Origin of the sequence: Pseudomonas sp. NS1(2017) (assembly GCF_002269425.1) — a bacterium.
GTDB classification, from domain to species: domain Bacteria; phylum Pseudomonadota; class Gammaproteobacteria; order Pseudomonadales; family Pseudomonadaceae; genus Aquipseudomonas; species Aquipseudomonas reactans.
The window spans coordinates 2,544,681-2,566,425 of the sequence record NZ_CP022960.1 but is presented as its reverse complement, the minus strand read 5'-3'; the positions used below and the strand labels follow the sequence as shown (position 1 = coordinate 2,566,425).

General features: G+C 60.3%; 24 protein-coding genes. 12 read left to right on the top strand and 12 right to left on the bottom strand.

Annotated features, from left to right (window positions below):
- The first annotated feature begins 86 nt into the window (after positions 1-86).
- The 4 genes from CI807_RS12165 to rlmF all read left to right on the top strand — a co-directional run bounded on the left by CI807_RS12165 (position 87) and on the right by rlmF (position 4,983).
- The gene (locus CI807_RS12165) at positions 87-515 is read left to right on the top strand and encodes a DNA polymerase III subunit chi (RefSeq protein ID WP_033902453.1); all 429 of its coding nucleotides are present in this window, start codon (positions 87-89) and stop codon (positions 513-515) included.
- Positions 516-522: 7 nt separating this feature from the next.
- On the top strand, positions 523-906 hold the full coding sequence (locus CI807_RS12160) for a DNA polymerase III subunit chi (RefSeq protein WP_095014827.1): 384 nt from the start codon (positions 523-525) through the stop codon (positions 904-906).
- A gap of 101 nt (positions 907-1,007) precedes the next feature.
- A complete protein-coding gene (locus CI807_RS12155; RefSeq protein ID WP_095014826.1) occupies positions 1,008-3,854 on the top strand; it encodes a valine--tRNA ligase in 2,847 nt (948 codons plus the stop codon).
- 112 nt (positions 3,855-3,966) lie between these two features.
- The gene (rlmF, locus tag CI807_RS12150; protein WP_095014825.1) at positions 3,967-4,983 is read left to right on the top strand and encodes a 23S rRNA (adenine(1618)-N(6))-methyltransferase RlmF; all 1,017 of its coding nucleotides are present in this window, start codon (positions 3,967-3,969) and stop codon (positions 4,981-4,983) included.
- 177 nt (positions 4,984-5,160) lie between these two features.
- Here the strand turns inward: rlmF and CI807_RS12140 are convergent, their stop codons facing one another.
- A complete protein-coding gene (locus CI807_RS12140) occupies positions 5,161-5,442 on the bottom strand; it encodes an HU family DNA-binding protein (RefSeq protein ID WP_003188840.1) in 282 nt (93 codons plus the stop codon).
- Positions 5,443-5,838: 396 nt separating this feature from the next.
- On the opposite strand from CI807_RS12140, the gene yejK reads away from it, so the two are divergent.
- Both yejK and CI807_RS12130 read left to right on the top strand, forming a co-directional pair.
- A complete protein-coding gene (yejK, locus tag CI807_RS12135) occupies positions 5,839-6,843 on the top strand; it encodes a nucleoid-associated protein YejK (RefSeq protein ID WP_010212893.1) in 1,005 nt (334 codons plus the stop codon).
- On the top strand, positions 6,843-7,193 hold the full coding sequence (locus CI807_RS12130; protein ID WP_095014824.1) for a glutaredoxin family protein: 351 nt from the start codon (positions 6,843-6,845) through the stop codon (positions 7,191-7,193). Before yejK ends, CI807_RS12130 begins: the two co-directional genes overlap by 1 nt.
- A 1-nt stretch (position 7,194) precedes the next feature.
- On the opposite strand, the gene CI807_RS12125 is transcribed toward CI807_RS12130, so the two are convergent.
- The 5 genes from CI807_RS12125 to CI807_RS12105 are packed head-to-tail and all read right to left on the bottom strand — an operon-like array spanning position 7,195 to position 10,956.
- On the bottom strand, positions 7,195-8,172 hold the full coding sequence (locus CI807_RS12125) for a FecR family protein (protein WP_095014823.1): 978 nt from the start codon (positions 8,170-8,172) through the stop codon (positions 7,195-7,197).
- Positions 8,169-8,747, bottom strand: coding sequence for an RNA polymerase sigma factor (locus CI807_RS12120; protein WP_095014822.1), 579 nt, complete (start codon positions 8,745-8,747; stop codon positions 8,169-8,171). Before CI807_RS12120 ends, CI807_RS12125 begins: the two co-directional genes overlap by 4 nt.
- A gap of 8 nt (positions 8,748-8,755) precedes the next feature.
- Positions 8,756-9,082, bottom strand: a complete 327-nt coding sequence (locus tag CI807_RS12115; RefSeq protein WP_095014821.1) for a DUF3325 domain-containing protein — start codon at positions 9,080-9,082, stop codon at positions 8,756-8,758.
- Entirely contained in the window at positions 9,083-10,657 is a 1,575-nt protein-coding gene (locus CI807_RS12110; RefSeq protein ID WP_095014820.1) for a PepSY domain-containing protein, read from the bottom strand.
- The gene (locus CI807_RS12105; protein WP_095014819.1) at positions 10,654-10,956 is read right to left on the bottom strand and encodes a DUF3649 domain-containing protein; all 303 of its coding nucleotides are present in this window, start codon (positions 10,954-10,956) and stop codon (positions 10,654-10,656) included. The genes CI807_RS12110 and CI807_RS12105 overlap by 4 nt, the downstream gene beginning before the upstream one ends.
- 170 nt (positions 10,957-11,126) lie before the next feature.
- Between CI807_RS12105 and CI807_RS12100 the strand changes: the two genes are divergently transcribed.
- The 3 genes from CI807_RS12100 (at position 11,127) to fecA (ending at position 15,106) form a co-directional block, all read left to right on the top strand.
- Positions 11,127-11,615, top strand: a complete 489-nt coding sequence (locus CI807_RS12100) for a sigma-70 family RNA polymerase sigma factor (RefSeq protein WP_095014818.1) — start codon at positions 11,127-11,129, stop codon at positions 11,613-11,615.
- Positions 11,612-12,553 carry a FecR domain-containing protein gene (locus CI807_RS12095; protein WP_095014817.1) on the top strand — a complete coding sequence of 314 codons (942 nt, stop codon included), beginning with the start codon at positions 11,612-11,614 and terminating at the stop codon, positions 12,551-12,553. The genes CI807_RS12100 and CI807_RS12095 overlap by 4 nt, the downstream gene beginning before the upstream one ends.
- A gap of 216 nt (positions 12,554-12,769) precedes the next feature.
- Positions 12,770-15,106 (top strand): TonB-dependent Fe(3+) dicitrate receptor FecA, encoded by a 2,337-nt coding sequence (fecA, locus tag CI807_RS12090; protein WP_095014816.1) that lies wholly within the window; start codon positions 12,770-12,772, stop codon positions 15,104-15,106.
- A gap of 64 nt (positions 15,107-15,170) precedes the next feature.
- Here the strand turns inward: fecA and CI807_RS12085 are convergent, their stop codons facing one another.
- Positions 15,171-15,581: an HPF/RaiA family ribosome-associated protein gene (locus CI807_RS12085; RefSeq protein WP_016978251.1), complete on the bottom strand. Its 411-nt coding sequence runs from the start codon at positions 15,579-15,581 to the stop codon at positions 15,171-15,173.
- Between the two features lie 212 nt (positions 15,582-15,793).
- Positions 15,794-16,741 (bottom strand): LysR substrate-binding domain-containing protein, encoded by a 948-nt coding sequence (locus tag CI807_RS12080; protein ID WP_095014815.1) that lies wholly within the window; start codon positions 16,739-16,741, stop codon positions 15,794-15,796.
- Between the two features lie 137 nt (positions 16,742-16,878).
- Here CI807_RS12080 and CI807_RS12075 point away from each other — a divergent pair, with 137 nt between their 5' ends.
- The 3 genes from CI807_RS12075 to CI807_RS12065 all read left to right on the top strand — a co-directional run bounded on the left by CI807_RS12075 (position 16,879) and on the right by CI807_RS12065 (position 20,134).
- Positions 16,879-18,255 (top strand): L-serine ammonia-lyase, encoded by a 1,377-nt coding sequence (locus CI807_RS12075; protein ID WP_095014814.1) that lies wholly within the window; start codon positions 16,879-16,881, stop codon positions 18,253-18,255.
- Between the two features lie 60 nt (positions 18,256-18,315).
- Positions 18,316-19,602 carry a serine/threonine transporter gene (locus CI807_RS12070; RefSeq protein ID WP_095014813.1) on the top strand — a complete coding sequence of 429 codons (1,287 nt, stop codon included), beginning with the start codon at positions 18,316-18,318 and terminating at the stop codon, positions 19,600-19,602.
- A 217-nt stretch (positions 19,603-19,819) separates the two neighbouring features.
- Positions 19,820-20,134: a DUF3509 domain-containing protein gene (locus CI807_RS12065; RefSeq protein WP_016978247.1), complete on the top strand. Its 315-nt coding sequence runs from the start codon at positions 19,820-19,822 to the stop codon at positions 20,132-20,134.
- Here CI807_RS12065 and CI807_RS12060 read toward each other — a convergent pair.
- From CI807_RS12060 to CI807_RS12045, 4 genes are all read right to left on the bottom strand, one after another.
- A complete protein-coding gene (locus CI807_RS12060; RefSeq protein WP_016978246.1) occupies positions 20,131-20,619 on the bottom strand; it encodes a phosphate-starvation-inducible protein PsiE in 489 nt (162 codons plus the stop codon). The two genes, CI807_RS12065 and CI807_RS12060, sit on opposite strands and share 4 nt — an antisense overlap.
- 168 nt (positions 20,620-20,787) lie before the next feature.
- Positions 20,788-21,057, bottom strand: a complete 270-nt coding sequence (locus tag CI807_RS12055) for a type II toxin-antitoxin system RelE/ParE family toxin (RefSeq protein WP_095014812.1) — start codon at positions 21,055-21,057, stop codon at positions 20,788-20,790.
- Positions 21,047-21,235 carry an antitoxin gene (locus CI807_RS12050; RefSeq protein WP_095014811.1) on the bottom strand — a complete coding sequence of 63 codons (189 nt, stop codon included), beginning with the start codon at positions 21,233-21,235 and terminating at the stop codon, positions 21,047-21,049. Before CI807_RS12050 ends, CI807_RS12055 begins: the two co-directional genes overlap by 11 nt.
- A gap of 151 nt (positions 21,236-21,386) precedes the next feature.
- Entirely contained in the window at positions 21,387-21,632 is a 246-nt protein-coding gene (locus CI807_RS12045; protein WP_095014810.1) for a DUF6124 family protein, read from the bottom strand.
- Positions 21,633-21,745 lie beyond the last annotated feature (113 nt).

The window sequence follows — 21,745 nt, the reverse complement described above, 5'->3', positions numbered from 1 at the left end:
CGTTAATCCTGATTAAACGCGTCATCGTTAACGTTCTTCGCGAGCAAGCTCGCTCCTACAGTTCTTGAGGTGTTTCAGGAACCGCAATGACCCAAGTCGACTTCTATATATTGCCCAGCGCCGACCCGCTCGCGCGCCTGGACTTTGCCTGCAAACTCACCGAAAAAGCCTGGCGCATGGGCCACCGCATCTACCTGCATTGCAGCGATGCCGCCCAACGCGATGAGCTGGATGCCCGACTGTGGCGCTTCAAGGGCGAAAGTTTCGTGCCTCACGGCCCCGCCGAGTCCGAACCCGACGGCCTGGTTGTCCTGGGTTTAGGCGACAGTTGTGGCGATCACCAGGACCTGCTGGTCAACCTGGACCTGAAAGTACCGCCGTTCGCCAAGGCCTTCGCCCGTGTGGCGGAAGTGGTGGTGGAAGACCCGGCGATTCGTCAGGCCGCGCGGGAGAGTTTCCGTTTCTACCGCGAACAGGGCTATCCTCTGCAAGATCACCGGCTACAACGACTTTGAGTACATGATGGACAATCCCAACCCCATAAAAAAAGACGACCACCTGCTGGACGACCTGGAGTCGATCCGTCAGTTGCTCGGTGATGATGACTTGCAACCGCCGCTGTTGACCGAATCGGTCGAGGGTGAGGTACAGATTCCGCTGTTGTTCGACATGGTCGGCGGCAAACCCGTCGCGCCGGAGCCCGCTGCGGTTGCCCCCGCCGTCGAACCTGCCCCCGCTGAAAAAGGCCCAGACGCCCTGCTGCTGCATCTGGACAACGAACTGCGCGCTGCTGCGCAGTTGATCATGCAAGACGTGATCGACGACTTTGCGCCGCATATCGAGACCGAGATCAAGCGTCGGTTGGATGCGCGGATGGAACGGTTGTTGAGCCAATACCAGTCATAAGTCTTATCAGGAGCGATTTTGCTCGCTCCTACCCCTCTCCCCTATCCCCCGTTATACTTGCCGGCTTTCCTGAATAAATGCCAACTAGGGTCCCGCCGCGCATGGATAAGACCTACCAGCCGCACGCCATCGAAACTTCCTGGTACAACACCTGGGAATCCGAGAATTATTTCGCCCCGCAAGGCGCGGGCGATTCCTACACCATCATGATTCCGCCACCGAACGTCACTGGCAGCCTACACATGGGCCATGGCTTCAACAATGCGATCATGGATGCGTTGATCCGTTTCCGCCGCATGCAGGGCCGCAACACCCTGTGGCAGCCGGGCACCGACCACGCCGGCATCGCCACGCAAATGCTGGTGGAACGCCAGCTCGAAGCCACCGGCCAGAACCGTCACGACCTGGGGCGCGAGAAATTCCTGGAAAAGATCTGGGAATGGAAAGACCAGTCTGGCGGCAACATCAGCCGTCAGATCCGTCGCCTGGGCTCGTCCGTCGACTGGAGCCGCGAGCGCTTCACCATGGACGACGGCCTGTCGGAAGCCGTGAAAGAAGCCTTCGTGCGCCTGCATGAAGACGGCCTGATCTACCGCGGCAAGCGCCTGGTCAACTGGGACACCAAGCTGCACACGGCAATTTCCGACCTCGAAGTGGAAAACCACGACGAGAAAGGTTTCCTGTGGAACCTCAAGTACCCGCTGGCCGATGGCGCCAAGACCGCTGAAGGCAACGACTACCTGATCGTCGCCACCACCCGTCCGGAAACCATGCTCGGCGACGCCGCCGTCGCGGTTAACCCGAACGACGAACGCTACCAGGCGCTGATCGGCAAGTTCGTCGAGCTGCCGTTGGTCGGCCGTCGCATCCCGATCATCGCGGACGACTACTGCGACCCTGAATTCGGCACCGGCTGCGTGAAAATCACCCCGGCCCACGATTTCAACGACTACGAAGTCGGCAAGCGCCACAACCTGCCGCTGCTGAATATCTTCGACAAAAACGCCGCCGTACTGCCAGCCTGCCAGGTGTTCAACCTGGACGGCACGCTGAACGAGAGCATCGACGGCAAGATCCCGGCTGAATACGCCGGTCTCGACCGTTTCGAAGCGCGCAAGCAAATCGTCGCCGCCTTCGATGCTGCCGGTTTGTTGGTGAGCGTTGACGATCACGGCCTGAAAGTGCCGAAGGGCGACCGTTCCGGCACCGTGATCGAGCCGTGGCTGACCGACCAGTGGTACGTGTCCACCAAGCCGTTGGCAGAACCTGCCATCGCCGCCGTGGAAGATGGCCGCATCCAGTTCGTGCCGAAACAGTACGAAAACATGTACTTCTCGTGGATGCGCGACATCCAGGATTGGTGCATCAGCCGTCAGTTGTGGTGGGGCCACCGCATTCCGGCCTGGTACGACGAGTCGGGCAAGGTCTATGTAGGCCGCGACGAAGCCGAAGTGCGTGCCAAGCACAACCTCGGTGCCGACGTTGCGCTGCAACAGGACAACGACGTACTGGACACCTGGTTCAGCTCCGGCCTGTGGACCTTCTCCACCCTGGGCTGGCCGCAGCAGACCGAATTCCTCAAGAAATTCCACTCCACCGACGTGCTGGTCACTGGTTTCGACATCATTTTCTTCTGGGTTGCCCGGATGATCATGCTGACCATGCACCTGGTGAAGAACGAGGACGGCACGCCGCAGGTACCGTTTAAGACCGTGTACGTGCACGGCCTGGTGCGTGATGGCCAAGGCCAGAAGATGTCCAAGTCCAAGGGCAACGTCCTGGACCCGCTGGACATCATCGACGGCATCGACCTGGAAACCCTGGTGCAGAAACGCACCTCGGGCCTGATGCAGCCGAAACTGGCGAAGAAGATCGAGAAGCAGACCCGCGACGAGTTCGCCGACGGCATTGCCAGCTACGGCACCGACGCCCTGCGCTTCACCTTCTGCTCGCTGGCCTCCACCGGTCGCGACATCAAGTTCGACATGGGCCGCGTCGAAGGTTATCGCAACTTCTGCAACAAGATCTGGAACGCCGCGCGCTACGTGCTGGATAAAGGCGAAGACTGCGGCCAGAACGGTGAAGCCTATGAGCTGAGCCTGGCCGACCGCTGGATCATTTCGCAGCTTCAGCGCACCGAAGCCGAAGTGACCCGCCAGCTCGACCAGTTCCGTTTCGACCTGGCCGCGCAGGCCTTGTATGAGTTCATCTGGAACCAGTATTGCGACTGGTACCTGGAACTGTCCAAGCCGGTGCTGTGGGACGAAAACGCGCCGGTCGAACGCCAGCGCGGCACCCGTCGCACCCTGGTGCGCGTACTGGAAGTGGCGCTGCGTCTGGCGCACCCGTTCATGCCGTTCATCACCGAAGAAATCTGGCAGCGCCTGGCGCCGCTGGCCGGTATCGAAGGCAAGACCATCATGCTGCAACCTTGGCCGGTGGCCAACGAAGCGCGCATCGATGAGGCAGCCGAAAGCGATATCGAATGGCTCAAGACCCTGATGATGGGCACGCGTAACATCCGTGCCGAGATGAACATCGGGCCGGGCAAGCCATTGGCGGTGTTTGTGAAGAACGCCAGTGCCGAAGACCAGCGTCGTCTCACCGAGAACGATGCGCTGCTCAAGAAGCTGGCGAAGCTGGAGTCGATCACCGTATTGGCGGCCGGCGAAGAAGCACCACTGTCCGCGACCGCACTGGTCGGCGAGATGGAAGTGCTGGTGCCGATGGCCGGCCTGATCGACAAGGCTGCCGAACTGGCACGTCTCGACAAGGAAATCGGCCGCCTGCAAGGCGAAGTGCAACGCGTGGGCGGCAAGCTGTCCAACGCGGCCTTTGTCGACAAGGCACCGGCTGAAGTGATCGAGAAAGAACGCGCCAAGCTGGCCGAGGCTGAACAGGCCCTTGGCAAGCTGGCGGAGCAACATGCGCGGATCTCTAGCCTGTAAGGTGTGAACCGTGTGAAAAAAGAGACCTTCGGGTCTCTTTTTTTATGCCTGCCGTATGTCACCAGAGAATGTGGGACAATGCCCACCACTTTGAGCCAACACCAGAATCAACATGACCGCCCCCAGCACGCCCAAGCCTCCACGCAAGAAGCCTAAAACCGCCGCCACGGCCAAGCCCGTCGCGCCGCGTAAAGAGGCGACCCTGCACCCGCGCAACCGCCACACAGGCCGTTACGACTTCCCGGCGCTGATCAAGACCACGCCGGAACTGGCGAAATTCGTGATCATCAACCCGTACGGCAAGGAAAGTATCGACTTTGCCAGCCCGGATGCGGTGCGGGTGTTCAACCGAGCGCTGCTGAAAGCCTTCTATGGCATCCAGCACTGGGACATTCCGGCCGACTACCTGTGCCCGCCGGTGCCGGGTCGTGCGGACTACGTGCACTTCCTGGCCGACCTGCTGGCCAACACCAACGACGGCAAGATCCCGCGCGGTTCCATCGTCAAGGTGCTGGACATCGGCATGGGCGCCAACTGCGTCTATCCGCTGATTGGCTACATGGAATACCGCTGGAACTTCCTCGGCTCGGAAGTCGACCCTATCGCCGTCGCCGCTGCCAAGGCCATCGTGCAGTCCAATGACCTGAGCAAGGTCATCCAGCTGCGCCAGCAGAGCAATCCCAAGCAGATCCTGCTGGGCCTGCTGGAGCCGGGCGAGCGTTTTGACCTGACCATGTGCAACCCGCCGTTCCATGCGTCCATGGATGAAGCCACCAAGGGCAGCGAACGCAAGTGGCGAGCCCTCGGCAAGGCGGACCCAAAGCGCAAGTTGCCGGTGCTGAACTTCGGCGGCCAATCGGCCGAGTTGTGGTGTGAAGGGGGTGAAGCGCGTTTTGTGACGCAGCTTATTGCTGAAAGTGCGCATTTTGCCCACAAGGTGTTGTGGTTCAGCACCCTGGTGTCAAAAGCGTCGAACTTGCCCGCGATCGAGACGGCCCTGAAAAAGGCCGGCGTGCTGGAGAGCCAAGTCGTGGAAATGTCCCAGGGCCAGAAGCAGAGCCGGTTTGTGGCGTGGACTTTCCAGACCAAGAACGAGCAGCAGATCTGGCGTCAGCGCTGGGTGCGCTAAGTCTAAACGCTGCCTGCTTCACTGTAGGAGCGAGCTTGCTCGCGAAAAACGCAATGACACCGCGCTTATTCAGAATGCCCGCGTCATCGTTGGCGATCCTCGCGAGCAAGCTCGCTCCTACAGGCAACAAAAAACCGTGCCCGGATCGCTCCGGAGCACGGTTTTTTTTGCTGCGTCTTACTTGTTAACAGCGTCGGTCAGGCCTTTGGCCACAACCAGCTTGATAACTTTCTTGGCAGCGATTTCGATGGCAGCGCCAGTCGAAGGGTTACGGCCAGTACGGGCAGGACGCTCGGTCACTTTCAGTTTGCCAACGCCTGGCAGAGTGATTTCGCCGCCGTTTTCCAGCTGGTCAGCAACAACTTGGCTCAGTTGGTCCAGCAGAGCGCGCACGGTGGTTTTCGGTGCGTCTACTGCTTCAGCCAGGTCAGCGATCAGTTGGTCTTTAGTAATAGCCATTGTGGTGTTCCTTCCCTATCAAATTCATATGGATTGCAGAGTGCAGTGTCAGCCGTCGAGCCCGACCGTCATGGCCTGGCACCCCCGGCTATAACCACGGAGATCGGGGTTATAGATGCTTGAAACGGGGATTGGTTCGACCTGACAGATGCTGAATGCACGCTTATCGCCGAGACTTGGCGTAAGACGGGGCAAAACTAGCACAGAGACGGGGAAATATCCGCTTCTACCTACCCATTTGGTCAGCTTTATCGCTCTAAACCGTGAAAAAAAGGCATATAGCCCGTCGGAGGGTGGCCAAAACACCCTTCAAAGCACGTCTTGCCCAATGGTGCGGTACACTTGGCGACTTTTCGGGGAGGCCAACCGCTCCCCGCTCAACCAGCCGAGAAGCCTATGCCGATCCGTCATTGCATCGTCCACCTGATCGACAAAAAACCCGACGGCACACCTGCAGTTCTCCACGCCCGCGACTCCGAGCTTGCCGAGTCCGCCGCCATCGAGAACATGCTTGCCGACCTCAACGAGAGCTACAACGCCAAACAAGGCAAGGCCTGGGGTTTCTTCCATGCAGAGTCTGGCGCGCACCCGTTCAGCGGCTGGTTGAAGGAATACTTTGACGGTGGACAGGACTTCACCACCTTCAGCCGCACGGCGGTCGAGCACCTGCAGAAGCTGATGGAGGAATCCAACCTCTCCACCGGCGGCCATGTACTGTTCGCCCACTACCAGCAGGGCATGACCGACTACCTGGCCATTGCCCTCCTACACCACAGCGAAGGCGTGGCGGTGACCGACGAGCTGGACGTGACCCCCTCGCGCCACCTGGACCTCGGCCAATTGCACTTGGCCGCACGCATCAACGTGTCCGAGTGGCAGAACAACAAGCAGTCCAAGCAGTACATCTCGTTTATCAAGGGCAAGAACGGCAAGAAGGTCTCGGAGTATTTCCGCGACTTCATAGGCTGCCAGGAAGGCGTCGACGGCCCGGGTGAGACCCGTACCTTGCTCAAGGCCTTCAGTGACTTCGTCGAAAGCGAAGACCTGCCGGACGAATCCGCCCGCGAGAAAACCAAGACCCTGGTGGATTACGCCAGCAGCCAGGCCAAGCTCGGCGAGCCGATGGGCCTGGAAGAATTGTCAGGGTTGATCGATGAAGATCGGCCTAAGGCGTTCTACGACCATATCCGCAACAAGGACTACGGCCTGTCGCCGGAAATTCCGGCGGATAAGCGCACGCTCAACCAGTTCCGCCGTTTCACCGGCCGCGCCGAGGGTTTGTCCATCAGCTTTGAAGCGCACCTGCTGGGCGACAAGATCGAATACGACGAAGCCGCCGGCACCTTGATCATCAAGGGCCTGCCGACCCAACTGACTGACCAGCTCAAGCGCCGCAACTGATGCTCGGCGGGGTCTTTAAAAAAGTCCTGCTGGTGTTGCTGGTCGTGGTGGTGATCCAGAACTGGGGCAAGATCGAACGGGTGTTCAACCCTTCACAAGTGGCGCCGGAGCACGTACGTGCTTCAGCGCGTGTGGTGCTCTACTCGACCGAATGGTGTGGTTACTGCAAGCAGATCCGCCGGTTCCTGGACCAGAAAGGCATACCCTACCAGGCGTTCGACATCGAGAAAGACGCCCAGGCGCGCAAGGCGTATGAGGCGCTGGGGGGCGGAGGGATTCCGTTTGTGGACGTGAACGGCACACTGATTCGCGATTACAACCCAGAAAAAATAATGGCGGCGCTGAAGTAAATCAGCGCACCACGATCATCCGCCCCAATAATGTGTGCTGCTCAAAGCCAAGCACGGCCTGCAACGCATTCAACACCGCCTGCGGGTCCTTGCTCGGGAAACTGCCGCTGACGCGCTTGGCGCCCATCGCTTCGTTGAGCAACAGAATGCGGCCTGGGTAGTAACGCTCCAGGTCCTTGACCACGTCCGCCAACGGCGCCTTGTAGTAGTTGAGCCAACCGTCGCGCCAGGCCAGGCGCGACTCACTGTCTACTGCGTGCAGAGGGTCTGCAACACCCTCGGCGTAGGCCACTTGCTGACCTGCTGTAAGAATTTGCTGCGGGCCCTGCTTGGACGGCGTCACGCCCACCCACCCGGACAACACCGTCACCTGAGCGCCTGCCGGTTGCAGGCGCACTTCGAATTGCGTACCCAGCACCCGTGCTTCACCGCTGCCCGCCTCCACCACGAAGGATTGTCCGGTATGGGTCACGCTGAAAAAGCCCGCGCCACGACGCAGCTTGATATGCCGCTCGCCATGGCTGAAGTCCACGGCAATGGCGCTGTCGGCATCGAGGGTCACCTGGGATTGATCGGCCAGCGTGACGGTTTTGACTTCACCCGGCGCCGTCACGTAGTCGGCACCGAGATCATCGATCCAGCGTGACGGCTGCCAGCCGGCCCCCATGGATACCATCAGCAATAGGCACGCAGCCATCGCCAAGGCGCCGGACCAACGCACCACCCGCGAGCGCTTCGAGGTGGTCATCGCATTGAGGTAGCCCTGCAATGCCAACGCCTCTTCATCCGCCAGCTTGCGCGCTGGCACTTCGCTCAACTCCCACAGCACCTGGGCCTGGGAATAGGCCTCGACGTGCGCCGGATCAGCCCGCAACCACTGACTGAAAGTGGCCTGGTCGCCACTGCTGGGCTGATCATGCAATAGGCTCAGCCAGGCCAGTGCGGCTTGTTCCTGGGCGGGCGTGGGGATGGCGTTCACGGTGCTTTCCCTGGCGTGCGTGGGGATGAGGGTTCGCGAAGGCTGGCTTTGCAGGCTTCGAGGGCACGCATCATATGTTTTTCCACGGAACTTTGGGACAGGCCCATGGCCTTGGCGATTTCCGCGTACTTGCGACCGTGAATGCGGTTGAGCAGAAAAATCTGGCGCGTGCGTTCGGGAAGGCTGCGCAAGGCCGCTTCGACGTGGCGCAGATCATTGCCAGCTTCCAGTGCCGCCTGGGGTTCGGAACCTTGGTTGTCTTGCTGTTCGGGCAGCCAGCCTTCACTGCTGCGTACCCGTGCACCTTCGCTGCGCAGGTGGTCGATGGCGATATTGCCGGCGCAGCGCAGCAGGTAGGTGCTGAGCTCCTCGACCTGCACCAACGGCCGGCGCCAGAAACGCAGGAACAGGTCCTGCACCAGGTCGGCCGCCGTGGCGCGACACCCCACGCGGCGACTCACCAAGGCTTCCATCTGCGAACGCTGGGACAAAAACACCTGCAGGAAATGCGCACGCCCACCTGCCGCGTCAGCGTGCTGGCTGTCCTGGGATTCGGGTGGCGTGCTGATCATCATGGGCGGGCTCAGAGGGTGGCGAAGGCTGCAACAGGACTGGCGAGTAGACCAACGCCCGCCAGGATCAAGGCCAGCCTTGGCCGGTACGGCAACAACAGCACCAACAGCAATGCGCTGAGCATCAACACGGCGCACCACTCCACCAGGCCCTGGCCCCAACCGGCGACATCCACCGCCGGCCAGATCGACACCACCAGCAACAACCAGCCGATCACCCGCAAGCCCAAACGTCGACGGGGCGAGGGTTTGCTGTGCAGCAACTCGCCGTGGTGACGGTCAGTGGACAGGCAGAGTGCGGTGAACCCGGCGTAGCACATCAGCAGTGCGAGCAGCATTCAGTTCGCCTCCTGCTTCAGCGCCAGCGGGCGGGCGCGCTGAGTTTTAGGCGCCAGCGCGGTGCGACGCTGCATCTTCCAGGCGGCCCAGCCAAGGAATACGCCGCTGGCCAGACAGGTCAGATCAAAGCCAGCCATGGCCCAATCGCCGGTTGCCAACGAAACACCGAGGTGGTGCGATGTGGTCAACGCGTTGAGCAGTGGGATGGCGATAAACAGCAGCGCGCCGAAGCTCAGTTGCTCGACCCAACCCTGGCGGCCACGACGCAGGATCGCGTGCAACAGACTCAGGCCCCAGGCAATAAAGAAGGTTTGCACTTCCCAATCGGAACGGTCGGCAAAGCTCACCGGCAACAAACGGTTGGCCCAGAAAAATGCGGCGATGGCGATCATCAACCCGGACATGCTGGCGATGTTCAGCACTTCTACCAAGCGCAACTCAAACGGCATTACCGCAGCCTTGGCATGTTTGAGCTGACGCTTGCCGAGCCAGATCACCAGACCGGTGCCGATCATCGCCGTGCCCGCCAGGCCACAGATAAAGTACAACCAGCGCAGCACCGGCCCGGCGAAATGGCCCATGTGCAACCCATAGAAACTACCGCTGATGGCTGCCGGCAGCGACTGCCCGCCATACACCCGCACCAGCTCGCCGGTGGTGCCATTGAAGGAAACGGTGCTGCCGAAATCATGCACCACGCTGTCGGAACCCGCGCGGAACACATTGACCGAGGCGTTCATATCGGCGGGATTATTGACCGCCACGCGCCCCACATGGCCACCTTCCCACTGTGCCCGCGCTTGCTCGTACATCGGCACCAGCGGCAACAATTTTCCAGGCTGGCCCAGCGCCGGCGCGTTGTTGGTATTCGGGAATACCTCGCTGAAAAAGGCGCGGGTGTCGCCGCCATAGGAAGCAAGAATCGGCGCCGGCATCACCATGCTCATGAAGATCACCAGGCTGCTGTAGGTGATCATCAAATGGAACGGCAGCACCAGAACTCCCACCGCGTTGTGCCCGTCGAGCCAGGAACGCTGGCCTTTGCGGGGCCTGAAGGTGAAGAAATCCTTGAAGATTTTCTTGTGAGTGATGATGCCGGTGATCAAGGCGACGAACATCACCATCGCGGCAATCGTCGACAGCCAGCGACCCCACGGGTGAGGCATTTGCAGCTGGAAGTGAAAGCGGTAGAAGAAATCGCCGCCCATGCTTTCACGGGCTTGCACAGCCTGGCCGGTAACAGGGTCGAGGGTTTTCTGGATGAAATTACCGCGTCGGCCAGGGTCGACTTTGTCTTGCCACATCACCGACAAACCAGGATCGCGGCTGTCAGGCAGAGTGATAAACCAACGCGCAGCGGTCGGCGCGACTTGCTGCAGATAGGTCTGGGCGACCGTCAGGCTGCGCGCATCGTCCAGCGGATGAGCCTGCACTTCAGGCTGCATCCAGTGGCTGATCTCATCCTTGAAATACGCCAAGGTGCCCGTCAGGAAAATCGCAAACAGCAGCCAGCCAAAGATCAGCCCTGCCCAAGTGTGCAACCAGGCCATGGCCTGGCGGAAACCCTCTTTCATGTGCGTGTCATCCAGAAGCCTACACCCGCCAGGGTGGCAAATACCGCGCTTGGCAACATCACGCCAAACCAGGCGCGCGCTGCGCTGCGGCAGGCGAAACACCAGAGCACGGCCAGCAGATAGAACACGAATGAACTCATCATCCCGGTGATCACCGCGTCGGCGCGCGACGTGGGCATCCACAGCGCCAGGCAGATACTGGCCAAGGAAGCCATCAGATAACCGCCCACCACGGCAGCCAGCACGCGCGAGGTGACGGAGAGACGATAGGAGACAGGCAGCGAGGTTTTGCTTTTCATGCGGGAGGCGCCAGGTTCATCAGGCCGCAATATTAATGATAAATATTCTCATAAGCAAAACAGAATGGATGAAACACCTGCCCTGACGGATTGCCGAAGCCCGTCGCGAGCCCTACAATGCGAACAATTCTTGTTCTCTAAAGCATACCGATGCTTGTGGAGTGTCCGCGTTGAGCCCGTCCAATACCGTCGAAGTGTTGTACAACGACCATCACCACTGGCTCACCGGCTGGTTGCAACGCAAGCTCGGCTGCCCGGAAAGCGCCGCCGACCTGGCCCAGGACACCTTCATCCGTGTGCTCACCGCACGGGAAACACCCACGCTGGTCGAGCCCCGCGCGTTCCTCACCACAGTCGCCAAGCGTGTGCTGTTCAACTTCTACCGCCGCCAGGACCTGGAGCGCGCCTACCTCGACGCCTTGGCGCAGATGCCCGAGCACGTGGCACCCTCGGAAGAAGAACGCGCCATCATCCTGCAAACCCTGGTGGAGTTAGACCAACTGCTCGACGGCCTGCCGATCCAGGTCAAGCGTGCGTTCCTGCTGGCCCAACTCGATGGCCTGACCTACGCACAAATCGGCGCGGAACTGGGTATTTCCATCGCCACTGTCAAACGCCACCTGAGCAAAGCGGCCATGCGCTGCTACTTTGCCCTATGAACTTCTCCACCCAAGTCGCCGAACAAGCCGTGCATTGGTTGATGGAAATGCAGCAAGGCGCGCTCAACCCACGCCAGCAAGCCGCCTGGCAACAGTGGCTGAACGCCCACAGCGAACACCAGCGCGCCTGGGACCACATGCAGCGCGTCAATCAGCGCCTGCGCGGCATGCCCTCGCCCCTGGCCCATGCGGCGTTGAATGCGCCAACTTCCACCAGCCGTCGTCAGGCGTTGAAATTGCTGTTGATCCTCGGCGCAGGTTCCGCTGCCGCCTGGAGCCTGCGCCAGCAACATATCCTGCCGCCGTTGACCGCCGATTACCGCAGCCCTGTTGGCCAGCGACGTAAAGTGCAATTGGCCGACGGCAGCCAGTTGCTGCTCAACACTGGCAGCGCGGTGGATGTGCATTTTGATGGCCAGCAACGGCTGATCCGCCTGCTTGAAGGTGAGATTCTGCTGACGGGTATTACAGGCAGCACACCATTGCAGGTGCTGACCGGCCAGGGCCTGCTCACCAGCCAGGCGGCGCGCATGAACGTGCGACAATTCAACGATCACACGCAATTGGCCGTGCTCGACGGCCGCGTCGACGTCATGCCCAATACCTACACCGGCCTGCCGCTGAGCGTCCAGGCCGCACACCAGGTCAACTTCACCCGCAAAGGTTGGGACACCCCGCGCCCCACCGACGCCAACAGCGGCGCCTGGGCCGACGGCATGCTGGTTGCTGCCCACATGCGCCTGGAAGATTTCCTCGGCGAACTCGGGCGTTATCGCCGTGGCCAGGTCAATTGCGACCCACAGGTGGCCAACCTGCTGATCTCCGGCAGCTACCCGCTGGACGACAGCGAACGCATTCTCGACCTGCTGGAAGTGAGCCTGCCGGTGAAGGTGCGGCGCTTTACCCGCTACTGGGTGACCGTGCAGGCACGCGCCTGATGAGATCCTCTGTAGGAGCGAGCTTGCTCGCGAAGACCGGGAGAACGCCGCAGGGTGTCAGGCTTCCCGCGTTATCGTTGACATTCTTCGCGAGCAAGCTCGCTCCTACACAAAGCACACCCTTGAACTTTTTTTTGCAACGGTGAGCCGTTTTCCACCCCTCGCGTGACAGAGAAGGAAAGCCACCTTGATCCTTCCTTCTCAGGACCGCTCTTCATGCCCCAGCAACCGACGCTTCTTGCCCGCACCGTGCGCCAACTCCTACTCGGCGCCAGCCTCAGTCTGACCGTGCTGCCCCCGGTGATGGCGGCCGACGCCAAGCCCTATCACATCGCCCCGACGTCGCTGGAAGCTGCACTGAACCAGTTTGGCCGCGAAGCCGGCGTGTTGATCTCCTTCGGCTCCGAAGTCACGGCGGGTATGCAGAGCCGCGGTTTGTCCGGCAACTACGGCGCCGCGGACGGCCTGCAGAAACTGCTGGAAGGCACCGGCCTGCAAGCCCGTGCCGAAGGCGACAATGCCTACAGCCTGCAACCGACCACGGCACCGGCCAGCATTGAGTTGGGCACCTCCAGCGTGGTCGGCGACTGGCTGGGCGACGCGGCGCAGACCAATGTGTTCGAACACCCCGGCGCCCGCGATGTGATCCGCCGTGAAGAATTCGAACGCCAGGGCGCCACCCAGGCCAAGGACGTGCTCAACCGCATTCCCGGCGTCAACGCCCCGGACAACAACGGCACCGGCAGCCACGACATGGCACTGAACTTCGGCATTCGTGGCCTCAACCCACGCCTGGCGTCGCGCTCCACGGTGCTGATGGATGGCATTCCGGTGCCGTTCGCGCCCTACGGCCAGCCGCAGCTTTCCTTTGCGCCGATCAGCATGGGCAACATGGACGCGGTCGACGTGGTGCGCGGCGGCGGTGCGGTGCGCTACGGCCCGCAGAACGTCGGCGGCGTCGTCAACTTCGTGACCCGTGCGATCCCGGATGCACCCACGGTCAAAGGCGGCTTGCAGACCGAAACCAGCCCGTCTTCCAGCCACGACGGCTTCAAGACCACCGGCAACTTGCTGGCCGGCGGCACGGCTGACAACGGCCTGGGCGGGGCGATCCTGTACTCCGGCACCCGTGGCGGCGACTGGCGCGAAAACAGCAATACGCGTATCGACGACCTGATCCTCAAGGGTAAATACCAACTGGATGACGCCAACAGCTTCAACGCCATGGCGCAGTACTACGAAGGCCAGGCCGATATGCCAGGTGGCTTGAACGTCGCGGACTACAAGGCGGATCCCTACCAGTCCACCCGCCCCTACGACAAATTCTGGGGCCGACGTACGATGTTCAACGTCGGCTATCGCTATGAGCAGGACCGCCGCGAGTTCACCGTGAACAGCTTCTTCACCAAGACCTTGCGCAGCGGTTACCTGGACCAGGGCACGTTCCTTTCGCTGTCCCCGCGTGAATACTGGGTGCGTGGCATCGAGACCCGCTTCGCCCAAGGCTTTGACTTGGGCCCGACCAGCCACGAAGTCGGCGTCGGCTACCGCTACATCAACGAGGCCGGCCACGAACTGCGTTACCGCACGCCGATTGCTGCCAACCAGCAGATCCCCACTACCGACAGCCGCAACGACCGCGACACCCGTGGTGGCACCGAAGCCAATGCGTTCTTCATCGATGACCGGATTGATATCGGCAAGTGGACCATCACGCCGGGCATTCGCTACGAGATGATCGAGTCCCAGCAGACCAACAACCTGACCAACGTCAAATACAAAGGCGACTACAACACCGCGCTGCCGGCACTGAACGTGCTGTACCACCTCAGCGACAGCTGGAACCTCTACGCCAACACCGAAGGTTCGTTCGGCAGCGTGCAGTACAGCCAGATGCCGAACCGCGTGACCAGCGGCGAAGTGAAACCGGAAAAAGCCCGTACCTGGGAACTCGGTACCCGCTACGACGACGGCACCTTGCGTGCGGAAATCGGCGCATTCCTGATCAACTTCGACAACCAGTACGAAAGCAACCAGACCAACGACTCGGTGATTGCCCGTGGCGAAACCCGCCACCAGGGTATCGAGACCAGCGTCAACTACGCGCTCGACGGTTTGAGCCCGGCCCTGGCCGGCTTCGATGTGTACGCCACTTACGCCTACGTCGACGCGACCATCCGCGAAGACGGCCCGAACAAAGGCAACCGCGTGCCCTTCTCGTCCAAGCACAAAGGCACCCTTGGCGTGGGCTACACCGAAGGCCGCTGGAAACTCAACCTGGACAGTAGCTACCAAAGCAGCCAATTCGCCGACAACGCCAACACCGAAAAGGAAACCGCCAACGGCGCCAACGGACGCATCCCTGGCTACATGTTGTTCAGTAGCCGCGCGGCCTATGACTTCGGCCCGCAACTGTCGGATTTGAATGTGGCAGTGGGCGTGAAAAACATCTTCAACACCCAATATTTCACCCGCTCGTTCGACGATAACAACAAGGGTAAATACGTCGGCGAACCCCGCACGGTCTACGTGCAGACCTCCATTGCGTTCTAACGCCACTCAAACGAAAACGGGCCTGCAAATGCAGGCCCGTTTTTAGTGGAGCGTGAGAAAGCTATCAGCCGTTGAACACGGCGCGTTCTTTTTCCAGAAACTCCTGCTCAAGCTCATCTTCGTTGACTTTGGTGGTCGGCTGGTTTTTCCCGGCAGCGCGTGGCTTGCCTTGCAGTTTGCCGAACAGATGTTCCAACGCGTGGTCCAGCTTGGTCGCCGCACCGTCGATCGCCTGTTCCAGGGTATCGGCTTTGTGCAGCACGGACAGCGGCTGATGGCCTTTTGGCCGCGCTTCCAGGCGGCAACTTAAATCGTGGGGACCTGGCTTGTCGCCGTTCTCATCCCGCAGGTAGACCTCCACTCGGGTCAGGTCTTCTTCGTAACGTTCGAGCGTGCTCTCAATGGTCGTACGTACCCACTCCTCCAGTCGGATGCTGCTTTCAATATGGTTATCGCTATTGACTTGGATTTGCATAGTTCTTCCCTTATTTCAGCTAGCTCGCGAGAGGTCACAACTGCAACACCGGGTCGGTGAAACCATGACCTCTTGATTACACAATTGAGCAGTCAGCAGAACAATTCAACCCCTTTGCAAAGATAAATCCCACATTACAAATTAAGTCTGACTACGAGCAAAAACGCTGTTAGGGTGGGGAGTTGGTTACATCTTCTTATGCCCAGCGAACCTCACAATTGCCCCTCTCCCAACGGGTGCAATCCACGGAAAACCCCTGCTTCCTCAACCAGCCAATCGTGCACCGCACGTACGCCCGGATGGCTCAGTGCGCCTGGCGCATAGAGCAACACGTAACGTTTGTGGTTTGGCACGGCCAAGCCGAAGGGCACGATCAAGGTGCCGCGCTCCAACTCATCGTTGAGCAAGGTGCGCCGCGCAATGGCCACGCCCATGCCGGCGATGGCGGCTTCGATGGTCAGGTGGTTACGGTTGAAGGTGTGCCCGCGCCGCACGTCGGCGTCGTGATAGCCGATAGCATTCAGGTAAAACTCCCACTCGGCGTACTCATAACTCCCACGCCAGGCGGTGATGTCGTGCAGCAGTGGGAAATGCACCAGGTCAGCGGGGCCATGCAGCGGTGGCCGGCCACGCAGCAGGCTCGGGGCGCAGACGGGGAAAATCTGTTCGTCCAGCAGGGCTGTGGATAACAGGCCAGGATAGCTGCCGTCGTTCAGGTCAATGGCCAGGTCGAAGTCCCCCTCATGCAGGGCGATGCTGCTGTCCTCGGCGACCATGCGCAATTGGATATCCGGAAAGCGCTGCTGCAAGCGCGGTAACCGAGGGGTCAGCCACTTGCCGAGAAACGACGGGATCGAGCGCAGGCGCAGGGTGCCACTGATCATCCCCGCGTCCAGGCGCTGCAACTCCGCGTCGATGCTGCCGTAGGCCTCACCCACCGTTGTCGCCAATCGCTGCCCCTCGGCGCTCAACTCCACCCCCCGCGCGCGCCGATGAAACAAACGGAAACCCAATCGCTCCTCCAACTGGCGGATTTGCTGGCTCACCGCGCCTGGCGTGATGTGCAGTTCCTCGGCGCAGCGAGTGAACGACAAATGCCGCGCAGCACAGGAAAAAACGTGCAGCCAGACATACGTCTGGCCATGAAGGGGCCGGGTCATAGCGTTTAGTCCTGCTAAAGGGTGTCTTAGGATAATTCGTTGGTCAGTGCCGATCCAGAGGCTCAGTATCGCGCCAATTCCGCTCGCTCTACAAAACATGGCAGCGATTTCTACTCCATTGCTTGTAAGGCTTTAGCATGGCTATCAGTGTTTTCGATCTATTCAAAGTGGGCATCGGCCCTTCCAGCTCCCACACCGTCGGCCCGATGCGGGCGGCGGCGACCTTTGCCCAGGCCCTGATCGACCAACACCTGCTGAGCGACACTCGCCGTGTGGAAGTGCGCCTGTATGGCTCGCTGTCCGCCACCGGTGTCGGCCATGCCACCGACCGCGCCTGCGTGATGGGCCTGATGGGCGAATGGCCGGACCGGGTCGACCCCACCTCGATCAACGCACGCATCCAGCAACTGCGCGAATCCGGCCGACTGCTTCTCGCAGGTCAGCAGGACATTGCCTTCAACTGGAAGCACGATCTCCTACTGCTGGACGAAAGCCTGCCCTACCACCCCAACGCCATGTCCCTGCACGCCTACGGCGAAAACGGCCTGCTGAGCGAGCAGACCTATTACTCGGTGGGCGGCGGTTTCATCATCGAAGCGGCGGAAGCGGCCTCGGGCATTGCGCCGACCAGCGATGTGCAATTGCCCTACGACTTTTCCAGCGCCGTGGAACTGCTGGCCTTGTGCAACAAGCACGACCTGCGGGTTTCCGAGCTGATGATGGCCAATGAACGCGCCTGGCGCAGCGACGAAGACATCCGCAGTGGCCTGTTGCACATCTGGTCGGTGATGCGTGAATGCGTGGAGCAAGGCCTGCGCGATGAAGGCATCCTGCCGGGCGGTCTGGACGTGCCCCGTCGCGCGGCAAAATTGCACCGCAGCCTGCTGGAAATCGGTAAGCCGAATGTCATCACGTCGACCCTGTCGGCCATGGAGTGGGTCAACCTGTTCGCCCTCGCCGTTAACGAAGAAAACGCGGCCGGTGGGCGCATGGTCACCGCACCGACCAACGGCGCGGCAGGAATCATCCCGGCGGTGCTGCATTACTACATGAAGTTCAACGCCGACGCGTCTGACGACGATGTGGTCAATTTCTTTCTGGCTGCTGCCGCCGTCGGAATCCTCTGCAAGAAAAACGCCTCGATTTCCGGCGCCGAAGTTGGCTGCCAGGGTGAGGTCGGCTCGGCCTGCGCCATGGCCGCTGCGGGCTTGGCCGACATCCTTGGCGCCACCCCCGAGCAACTGGAAAACGCCGCCGAAATCGGCCTGGAACACAACCTCGGCCTCACCTGCGACCCGGTCGGTGGCCTGGTGCAAGTGCCGTGTATCGAGCGCAATGCCATCGCTGCGGTCAAGGCGATCAACGCCACTCAAATGGCCCTGCGCGGTGACGGCAAACACTTCATTTCTCTCGACCGGGTGATCCGCACCATGCGCGATACCGGCGCCGACATGCATGACAAATACAAAGAAACTTCACGGGGCGGCCTGGCCGTGAGCTGGGTGGAGTGCTGAGGAGCATTCCCTGATCGCCCCAACGTGAGCCCGCGCAAAAATAATAACGAGGCAATAACGATGACCGATGTACGTACACCTGCCGTAGAAAATCCCGCTGCCGAAACAACCGTGACCACCGGCTGGACCAAACACGACACCACCTGGATGTTGGGCCTCTACGGCACCGCCATCGGTGCCGGCACGTTGTTCCTGCCGATCAATGCCGGCGTTGGCGGCTTCTGGCCGTTGATCTTACTGGCCCTGCTGGCCTTCCCGATGACCTTCTTCGCCCACCGTGGGCTGACGCGTTTTGTGCTGTCAGGCAAATCCGGTGACATCACCGAAGTAGTCGAAGAGCACTTCGGCGTCGGCGCAGGCAAGCTGATCACCCTGCTGTATTTCTTCGCCATCTTCCCGATCCTGCTGGTGTACAGCGTGGCGCTGACCAACACCCTGGGCAGTTTCATGGAACACCAACTGCACATGGCCCCACCGCCTCGGGCGATCCTGTCGCTGGTGCTGATTCTTGGCCTGATGGCTATCGTACGATGCGGCCAGGGCGTGATCGTCAAGGCCATGAGCGTGCTGGTGTACCCGTTCGTCGCCGCCCTGCTGTTGCTGGCCTTCAGCCTGATCCCCAACTGGAATGGTGCCTTCTTCGCCTCCGCGGGTGATGGCATGCCCATGCCGCTGTTCTTCAAGACGCTGTGGCTGGCGATTCCGGTGATGGTGTTTTCCTTCAACCATTCGCCGATCATCTCCGCCTTCGCCGTCGACCAGAAACGCGTGTACGGCGCCCAGGCCGAGCGCAAAAGCAGCGGCATCCTGGCCACGGCCCACGGCATGATGGTGCTGACCGTGATGTTCTTCTGCTTCAGCTGCGTACTGGCACTGTCGCCAGCCGACCTGGCAGCGGCCAAGGCGCAGAACATCTCGATCCTGTCCTACCTGGCCAACCACTTCCAGACGCCGGTGATCGCCTACGCCGCACCGTTGATCGCGCTGGTGGCCATTACCAAATCCTTCCTCGGCCACTACATCGGCGCCAGCGAAGGTTTCCAGGGCTTGATCGTCAAATCCCTGCGCGGGCGCAATCGCTCGATGTCGGCCAAATGGCTGGAACGCTGCACCGCACTGTTCATGGTGCTGACCTGCTGGGCCGTGGCTACCTTCAACCCGAGCATCCTGGGCATGATTGAAACCATGGGCGGGCCGATCATCGCCTGCCTGCTGTTCCTGATGCCGATGTACGCCATTCGTCGCGTGCCATCTCTGCGCCAGTATTCGGGCCAGGTGTCGAATGTGTTTGTAGTGGTGATTGGGCTGATTGCGCTGTCTGCGATCGTTTTCTCGGTACTGCCCTGAAATAGATCACCCAAGAAAAAGGCGAACCTCGGTTCGCCTTTTTTTGTCCCGCAATAACGGCTCGGCGCCTTATGCGGCACGGCCTTTGCTGTACAGCTGTGGAGGGAAACGGACCTTGTGAAAACCTCAGCGACGGAGTGGCCGGTGGTCAGGAGACGCGAACTAATCCCGACACCGGTCGTCAATGACTGCATGTTCTTATCAGGCGGTACGCACCATGGACAATCCTTTTCAGATCATCACCGACACCTTCACCCCTGAATACCGCGTCAACTTGAGCATCCAACGGCTGGACGGCAGCATCATGCTGACCCTCTCCAACGAACAAGGCGTGGTGGCCAAGCGCATGATCAGCGCCGAACAGCGCAATGATCCCAAGCGGCTGAAACGCCTGGTGCAAAGCATTCAGTTCGGTATCGCCATCGAACAGGGCCACAGCGCCATGGAGATCCTGGCGGTGATGACGGATGGCGATCACAAAGTCCTGCATCGACCGCCGACCCGCGCCCTGCCGTTCAGCGTCGGGCTTTAAAGCTCGCCCTTCTCGGTTTCCAGGCTCGCCTCGCCCTTGCGACGCGGGCCTTCGACCTTCACCGAAGGGAAGGCCGACGAGGCGTAGCGCACCACCAGAATCGCGAACGCCAACAGCAGAATCCCACCGCACAGGTAGATGATTCCCACGTCCGGCGGATTGTGGTGCGACACGTTGGAGATCAGCAGGCGCGTCAGCGCGGTGATCGCCACGTAGATAAGGAAGCGCACCGGCATGTGGTTGGTCTTGAAATAAATCCCGACCATCGCACCCAGTTCCAGGTAGATGAACAACAGCAAGATGTCATCGATCTTGATGTGTCCGTTCTCCAACATCCCCAGAAACTCCATCACCGCCGCCCAGGCCGTCACCGCACCAATGGCGAACAACGCCAAGTAGTGGAACGACTCGACGAACAGGTTACCCAGGGATTCGGCCAGCCCGTGCACTTGCTGACGCAGCCTTTCGGCCCAATTGATCTTCACGATGATGCTTCCTTAGGTCGACTCGACCGGATAATGCGGGTTGGACGTGACGGTTGTTCTGCATGCAGAAAAAAGGCCAGGGGCGGGTATGAGATGGTGGCGGGATGACATGAGGCACGTGTAAGGATGAGCAGAGTAGATACTTTGCTCATCCGAAGGACGGATCGATCAGGGATATCGCTGGCGTGCGTGTAAAACAGAGAGAACCCGAATGTTGTCTGTCACTTTGTATACGACCAGATAATTCGGATGTACCACCATCTCGCGCGTACCAAGGATTCTGCCAGGACGGTAAAGGTGGGGTCTGCGGGAGAGAGCCAGAACTGAAGCTTCGATTGAGCGCTTTAGCTCAAGAGCTGCAACAGGATTGCGATGACTGAGGTACTCAATAACTTGCCGAAGTTCCACCCGCGCCGCGGGCAGCCACTCAATCAGCATCGCCTTTCTTGAGTTTGGACTCGATCAGCGCTTGCATCTCGGCCATCACCTCGTCGTGAGGTATGCAGGGACTGGTGTCATCAAGAGCAGCTTGTACCTTGGCGCGAAACCAGCGGTCGTAGCTATCGGCCTGCTCTTCGATATCTGCGTGCATACCAGAGGAAAAGGAAGTGTCCATAAAAGCCTCCATTGTTGATGAAGAAGAAGTCTAGTCGCTCCCGTTTTCGCTGTCGTGCTTTGAGCGATGAAGTGAGTAACAGAAAAAATCGAAGTCATTGGCCATGTTTTGACCGCCCCCGAAATTGCAGGAGCGGTCAGAGGACCACGCATCACACTGGTGCGACTTTCTCTAACGCTCGGTCGACTAACAGGCAGCCCATCTCAACCAATTGGTGAATGGCTAACACTAGACTCCGCTGCGGACCGTCAAGGTCGAATGCCAGCGTGTCGGCCATTTCACGGGCACTGCATAGGGTTTCGCTGGCGTTGGCCAGTAAGGTTTCTGTGTCAGCTTCGGGTGAAACGCAGAATAGCGTCGAGTCGGTCGACGGAGGGTTGGGAGTGATTTTCTTCATTGGCCTAGTTCCTTAGTAAAGAAACCATCACCGTCTGCCGCCAAGCAGGTTGGGTGACGGATTGCACAAGGTTGGCGGACCGGCAAGGAACGACCCGGCACCCCGAAGGGTCC

Excerpts from the sequence above, each read along its gene's own strand:
- CI807_RS12165 (WP_033902453.1), top strand. The coding sequence starts at position 87 with ATGACCCAAGTCGACTTCTATATATTGCCCAGCGCCGACCCGCTCGCG.
- CI807_RS12160 (WP_095014827.1), top strand. The coding sequence starts at position 523 with ATGGACAATCCCAACCCCATAAAAAAAGACGACCACCTGCTGGACGAC.
- CI807_RS12155 (WP_095014826.1), top strand. The coding sequence starts at position 1,008 with ATGGATAAGACCTACCAGCCGCACGCCATCGAAACTTCCTGGTACAAC.
- rlmF (WP_095014825.1), top strand. The coding sequence starts at position 3,967 with ATGACCGCCCCCAGCACGCCCAAGCCTCCACGCAAGAAGCCTAAAACC.
- CI807_RS12140 (WP_003188840.1), bottom strand. The coding sequence starts at position 5,442 with ATGGCTATTACTAAAGACCAACTGATCGCTGACCTGGCTGAAGCAGTA.
- yejK (WP_010212893.1), top strand. The coding sequence starts at position 5,839 with ATGCCGATCCGTCATTGCATCGTCCACCTGATCGACAAAAAACCCGAC.
- CI807_RS12130 (WP_095014824.1), top strand. The coding sequence starts at position 6,843 with ATGCTCGGCGGGGTCTTTAAAAAAGTCCTGCTGGTGTTGCTGGTCGTG.
- CI807_RS12120 (WP_095014822.1), bottom strand. The coding sequence starts at position 8,747 with ATGATGATCAGCACGCCACCCGAATCCCAGGACAGCCAGCACGCTGAC.
- CI807_RS12115 (WP_095014821.1), bottom strand. The coding sequence starts at position 9,082 with ATGCTGCTCGCACTGCTGATGTGCTACGCCGGGTTCACCGCACTCTGC.
- CI807_RS12110 (WP_095014820.1), bottom strand. The coding sequence starts at position 10,657 with ATGAAAGAGGGTTTCCGCCAGGCCATGGCCTGGTTGCACACTTGGGCA.
- CI807_RS12105 (WP_095014819.1), bottom strand. The coding sequence starts at position 10,956 with ATGAAAAGCAAAACCTCGCTGCCTGTCTCCTATCGTCTCTCCGTCACC.
- CI807_RS12095 (WP_095014817.1), top strand. The coding sequence starts at position 11,612 with ATGAACTTCTCCACCCAAGTCGCCGAACAAGCCGTGCATTGGTTGATG.
- fecA (WP_095014816.1), top strand. The coding sequence starts at position 12,770 with ATGCCCCAGCAACCGACGCTTCTTGCCCGCACCGTGCGCCAACTCCTA.
- CI807_RS12085 (WP_016978251.1), bottom strand. The coding sequence starts at position 15,581 with ATGCAAATCCAAGTCAATAGCGATAACCATATTGAAAGCAGCATCCGA.
- CI807_RS12080 (WP_095014815.1), bottom strand. The coding sequence starts at position 16,741 with ATGACCCGGCCCCTTCATGGCCAGACGTATGTCTGGCTGCACGTTTTT.
- CI807_RS12075 (WP_095014814.1), top strand. The coding sequence starts at position 16,879 with ATGGCTATCAGTGTTTTCGATCTATTCAAAGTGGGCATCGGCCCTTCC.
- CI807_RS12070 (WP_095014813.1), top strand. The coding sequence starts at position 18,316 with ATGACCGATGTACGTACACCTGCCGTAGAAAATCCCGCTGCCGAAACA.
- CI807_RS12065 (WP_016978247.1), top strand. The coding sequence starts at position 19,820 with ATGGACAATCCTTTTCAGATCATCACCGACACCTTCACCCCTGAATAC.
- CI807_RS12055 (WP_095014812.1), bottom strand. The coding sequence starts at position 21,057 with ATGCTGATTGAGTGGCTGCCCGCGGCGCGGGTGGAACTTCGGCAAGTT.
- CI807_RS12050 (WP_095014811.1), bottom strand. The coding sequence starts at position 21,235 with ATGGACACTTCCTTTTCCTCTGGTATGCACGCAGATATCGAAGAGCAG.
- CI807_RS12045 (WP_095014810.1), bottom strand. The coding sequence starts at position 21,632 with ATGAAGAAAATCACTCCCAACCCTCCGTCGACCGACTCGACGCTATTC.